This window comes from Streptomyces sp. MK37H (genome assembly GCF_018035285.1).
GTDB classification, from domain to species: Bacteria; Actinomycetota; Actinomycetes; order Streptomycetales; family Streptomycetaceae; genus Streptomyces; species Streptomyces endocoffeicus.
In genome coordinates, this window is sequence record NZ_JAAAYH010000557.1 from 1 (window position 1) to 4,807 (window position 4,807).

Sequence of the window (4,807 nt, forward strand, 5' to 3'; positions counted from 1 at the left end):
CCGCGCTCAGTCGGCTGGTGCGGGTGTTCACATCGGCCCCCGGGGTCCAGGGGCGAAGCCCCTTGTTACGGGAAGGGGCGGGGAGGGGAAAGAACAGCCGGACCCCCCGTAGGCCCTGTCGGGCGGTATCCGCCCATCGATGCGTGTCCGTACCCGAAGCTCCGCAGCTGTCCGGATAGCTTGCGCTGACCGGGAGACAGCTGACCCGGGGACACGCGGAAGGCGGGTGGGGCCGGGTATGGCCGTCGGTGAGCCGTTGATCGAGCTGCGCGGCGTCAACAAGCACTTCGGCGCGCTGCACGTTCTGCGGGACATCGAGCTCACCGTCGGGCGCGGCGAAGTGGTCGTGGTCATCGGCCCCTCCGGCGGCGGCAAGTCCACCCTGATCCGGACCATCAACCGGCTGGAGACCGTCCAGTCCGGCTCCATCGTGGTCGACGGCCGTCAGCTGCCCGACGAGGGCAAGGAGCTGGCGCGGCTGCGCGCCGAGGTCGGCATGGTCTTCCAGTCGTTCAACCTCTTCGCCCACCGCACCGTGCTGGCCAATGTGATGCTCGGTCAGACCAAGGTCCGCCGCCGCCCCAAGCAGGACGCCGAACGGCGCGCCCGCGAGCTGCTGGACCGCGTCGGACTCGCCGACCAGGCCGGGAAGTTCCCCGCCCAGCTCTCCGGCGGCCAGCAGCAGCGGGTGGCCATCGCCCGCGCGCTGGCGATGGACCCTCAGGTGATGCTCTTCGACGAGCCGACCTCCGCCCTCGACCCCGAGATGATCAACGAGGTGCTGGAGGTGATGCGCCAGCTCGCCCGGGACGGGATGACGATGGTCGTCGTCACCCATGAGATGGGCTTCGCCCGCTCCGCCGCGAACCGGGTGGTCTTCATGGCCGACGGCGCGATCGTCGAGGACCGTACGCCGGAGGAGTTCTTCCGCGCCCCCGAGAGCGAGCGCGCCCGGGACTTCCTGTCCAAGATCCTCAAGCACTGAGCCGGGTGATGACGGACATGAGGCGTCTGCGCCGCGCGACCGCCGCCCTCACCACGGCCCTGGTCCTGCTGCTCGTGCCCGGCTGCGGCAAGGAGGGCAGCCCGCCCGCCAAGGGCCCACGGGCCGAGAAGCTGCCCACCTACAAGGTGGACGACGAGTTCCGGCTGCCCTCCTCGCCCACCTGGCGCCGGGCCGAGCGCCGCGGCCATCTCACCGTGGGGGTCAAGGAGGACCAGCCCTATCTGGGCGAGCGGGACCCGGCCACCGGCCGCTACTCGGGCTTCGACATCGAGATCGCCCGCATGATGTCCGCCTCCCTCGGCTTCGCCCCGAGCACCATCCGCTACCAGACCATCGCCTCCGCGAACCGCGAGACCGCCCTCCAGAGCGGCCAGATCGACTACTACGTCGGCACCTACACCATCAATCCGCTGCGCAGGCGGCTGGTCGGCTTCGCCGGGCCGTACTTCATGGCCGGTCAGTCGCTGCTGGTGCGCACCGACGAGGACGACATCCACGGCCCCGAAGACCTCGCGGGCAGGACCGTCTGCTCGGTGGCCGGCTCCACCCCGCTGCAGCGCATCCAGGCCGACTACCCCAAGGCCCACGCGGTCGCCTACGACACGTACTCGGTGTGCGTGGACAACCTGCTCAGCTTCCAGGTGGACGTGGTGACCACCGACAACACCATCCTGCTCGGCTACGCGGCCAAGGTCCCCGAGGAGCTGAAGGTGGTGGGCCGGCCCTTCTCCAAGGAGCCGTACGGCATCGGTGTGCCCAAGCGGGACAACGCGCTGCGCTTCGCGCTGGACGACGCGATCCTCATCCACGAGCGCAACGGCGACTGGAAGAAGGCGTACGACGCGACCCTCGGCCTCTCGGGTGTGCCCGCCCCCAAGCCGCCGCCCATCGACCGCTACCGCACCGGCTGAAGGCCATCCCATGGACGTGCTCACCCACAACTTCTCGCTCTACGGCAAGGGCTTCCTCGGCACCGTGCAGCTGACCGTCTACGCCTCGCTGCTCGCCCTCGCGCTCGGCATCCTCATGGCCGCCTTCCGGGTGGCGCCGGTCGCCTCGCTGCGCGCGCTCGGCACCGGCTGGGTGACGGTGCTCCGCAACACCCCGCTGACGCTGCTGTTCTTCGCGGTGATGCTGGGGCTGCCGCGCTTCGGTCTTGTACTGCCGTTCACCGTCTTCGCGGTGATCGCGCTCGGCTGCTACACCTCGGCCTTCATCTGCGAGGCGGTGCGAGCGGGCATCAACACGGTGCCGGTGGGGCAGGGCGAGGCGGCCCGCAGCCTGGGCATGACGTTCGACCAGACGCTGAGCGCGGTGGTGCTGCCGCAGGCGTTCCGTACGGTCATCCCGCCCATCGGCTCGACCCTGATCGCGCTCGCCAAGAACTCGGCCATCGCCGGGTCGTTCAGCGTCACCGAACTGCTCGGCACCTACAAGCCCCTCAACGAGCGGGGCTACAGCATCATCTGGTCCTTCGTCTGGATCGCCGTCGGGTATCTGATCATCACCCTCGCCATCAGCGCGATCTTCGCCCTGCTGGAGCGGCGCTGGGGAGTGCCGCGATGACCGCGCCCTCGACCACCAGCGCGCTCTACGACGTCCCCGGGCCCCACACCCGGCGCCGGCACCGGATGTACGCGCTGGCCGGGACGGCCGTGCTGCTGGTCCTGCTCGGCTGGATCGTCTATCTCCTCGTCCACACCGGCCAGTTCGCCTACCGCAAGTGGATGCCGTTCGAGTACAAGGGCATCCAGGAACTGCTGCTCAACGGGCTCGCGGGCACCCTCAAGGCGTTCGGCATGGCCGCCGTCCTCTCGCTCGCCCTCGGCGGGGTGCTCGCCGCCGGGCGGCTCTCCGAGCACCGCCCGCTGCGCTGGGTGGCCACGCTGGTGGTCGAGTTCTTCCGGGCGATGCCCGTGCTGGTGATGATCTTCTTCGTCTTCGTGGCGCTGCGGTTCCAGCCGCTGCCCGCGCTGGTCACCGGGCTGACGCTGTACAACGGCTCGGTGCTGGCCGAGGTGTTCCGGGCCGGGGTGAACTCGGTGGACCGCGGCCAGCGCGAGGCGGCGTACTCGCTCGGCCTGCGCAAGACCCAGGTCATGATGTCCGTGCTGGTGCCGCAGGGGGTGCGGGCCATGCTCCCGGCCATCATCAGCCAGCTGGTGGTGGCCCTGAAGGACACCTCGCTCGGCTTCCTCATCACCTATGAGGAGTTTCTGCACGCCGGAAAGCTGATCGCGTCCAATCTCGATTACGACCTGCCGTTCATCCCGGTGGTCATGGTGATTTCACCGATCTACATCGGGATGTGCATGCTGCTGTCGTGGTTCGCCAACTGGGTGGCCAAGCGGGAGCGGCGCAGTGTGAAGACCCGCCAGGTCGAGGTCGCCGCCGCGGAACCGGCCGCCCCGATGCCGGGGGACACCCGCGGCTGAGCCGGGGCGGCCGGAGGGTGTCTCAGCTACGGACAGGGACCGTCAGGTAGGACGGGTCCGAGTCCGGCGACGAGAAGGTGAGATGGGCACCGTCGGGGTTGTGCTCGATGTAGAGCGGGTCGACGGTGTCCATCACCAGCGCCAGCCGGTGACCTGCCGGGACGTCGTACGCGGTGGAGAACAGCTCCAGGTCCACTCCGAAGGGTGTGCCGGGGGTGCGGTCGTGGAAGGTGAACGGGGCGTGGGTGATGAGCTTGCCGACGCCCAGCGGGCCCACGTCGTACAGATACGCCACCGCCGTACCGTCGGAGCGGTCGCTGGTCACGGTGGTGTGGAGCTTCACGGTGCCGCGGACGCGCTGTTCGCGGGCGTGGGCCCCGGTCTGCCAGACGGCCGCGTAGGACCGGGGCAGCAGCGGGATCGAGGCGAGCGGCGGGAGCTTCAGGAACTGGTCGAGGGCGCCGCCGAGCAGCACGGTTCCGGCGTTCGCACCGGAGTCGTGGTTGGCGGTGACCTTCTCGGTGGCGGCGAGCGGGACGCGGCGCTGCTCGGAGGGGATGGCCGACCAGCTGGGGTAGCCCTCGTAGTCGTCACCGTCCGCCGTACGGGACGTCAGCTGCACCGGCTGCTCGCTGTCGATGCCGTTGCGCTCGCCCTTGAGGTAGCGGTCGAGCCACTGCCGGGCGTGTTTCCAGGTGGTGTTGGGCAGTCCGAGCAGCCCGGTGAGTTCGGCGGTGGCGTGGTCGCCGGGCCGCAGCTCCAGCCGCTTGGGACCGGTCAGCTTCTCGAAGAAGTCGGCGTAGCTGTTGGGCGGGAAGATCGAGTCGCCCCAGGAGTTGCCCAGCATGATGGCCGTGCCATTGGCGTTGATCCGGTCGAGGTAGGTGGCGGCGGAGCGCTTCTTGCCCCAGGCGATCAGATCCTTCTCCTTGGCGAGGTTGGAGGAGAAGAAGTCATCGAGGATCTGCTGGAACTCCTCGCTGGGCCGGCCGGTCAGCGCCCCGGCCCCGGCGAGCAGCCCGGCGGCCTGGGAGTGCTGGGTGCGGCCGCTGTAGATCGAGCCGACCAGGTCCGCCCAGCCGCTCATGGCCACCACGGCCTTGATCCGCGGGTCGGCACCGGCGGCGAGCAGGCTGATCCCGGCGCCGTAGGAGAGCCCGGCCATGCCGATGTGGTCGGGGTCGGCGGGGGTGTTGGCGAGCGCCCAGTCGATGACCTTGGACGCGTCGGCGATATCGGGCGGCCCGGCCGTCTCGATCCTCCCGCCGGACTGCCAGAAGCCGCGGGTGTTGTAGGTCAGCACCACATAGCCGGTTTCGGCGAGCTTCTTGGCCTGGGCGAGATATTCGACCTGGGGCAGGGACCA

The 4,807-nt window shown here is 69.6% G+C and carries 5 protein-coding genes; 4 read left to right on the top strand and 1 reads right to left on the bottom strand.

The features are described 5' to 3' along the window. The first annotated feature begins 238 nt into the window (after positions 1–238). The 4 genes from GWI24_RS40410 to GWI24_RS40425 are packed head-to-tail and all read left to right on the top strand — an operon-like array spanning position 239 to position 3,441. A complete protein-coding gene (locus GWI24_RS40410) occupies positions 239–985 on the top strand; it encodes an amino acid ABC transporter ATP-binding protein (RefSeq protein ID WP_210951003.1) in 747 nt (248 codons plus the stop codon). A gap of 17 nt (positions 986–1,002) precedes the next feature. Continuing rightward, the gene (locus GWI24_RS40415) at positions 1,003–1,917 is read left to right on the top strand and encodes a glutamate ABC transporter substrate-binding protein (protein ID WP_374103401.1); all 915 of its coding nucleotides are present in this window, start codon (positions 1,003–1,005) and stop codon (positions 1,915–1,917) included. A gap of 10 nt (positions 1,918–1,927) precedes the next feature. Further along, a complete protein-coding gene (locus GWI24_RS40420; RefSeq protein ID WP_210951005.1) occupies positions 1,928–2,572 on the top strand; it encodes an amino acid ABC transporter permease in 645 nt (214 codons plus the stop codon). After that, entirely contained in the window at positions 2,569–3,441 is an 873-nt protein-coding gene (locus GWI24_RS40425) for an amino acid ABC transporter permease (protein WP_210951006.1), read from the top strand. The genes GWI24_RS40420 and GWI24_RS40425 overlap by 4 nt, the downstream gene beginning before the upstream one ends. Positions 3,442–3,463: 22 nt before the next feature. Here the strand turns inward: GWI24_RS40425 and GWI24_RS40430 are convergent. Beyond that, positions 3,464–4,807 (bottom strand): alpha/beta fold hydrolase (locus GWI24_RS40430; RefSeq protein ID WP_210951007.1); only part of this gene is annotated, 1,344 nt, incomplete at its 5' end.

Excerpts from the sequence above, each read along its gene's own strand:
- GWI24_RS40410 (WP_210951003.1), top strand. The coding sequence starts at position 239 with ATGGCCGTCGGTGAGCCGTTGATCGAGCTGCGCGGCGTCAACAAGCAC.
- GWI24_RS40415 (WP_374103401.1), top strand. The coding sequence starts at position 1,003 with ATGAGGCGTCTGCGCCGCGCGACCGCCGCCCTCACCACGGCCCTGGTC.
- GWI24_RS40420 (WP_210951005.1), top strand. The coding sequence starts at position 1,928 with ATGGACGTGCTCACCCACAACTTCTCGCTCTACGGCAAGGGCTTCCTC.
- GWI24_RS40425 (WP_210951006.1), top strand. The coding sequence starts at position 2,569 with ATGACCGCGCCCTCGACCACCAGCGCGCTCTACGACGTCCCCGGGCCC.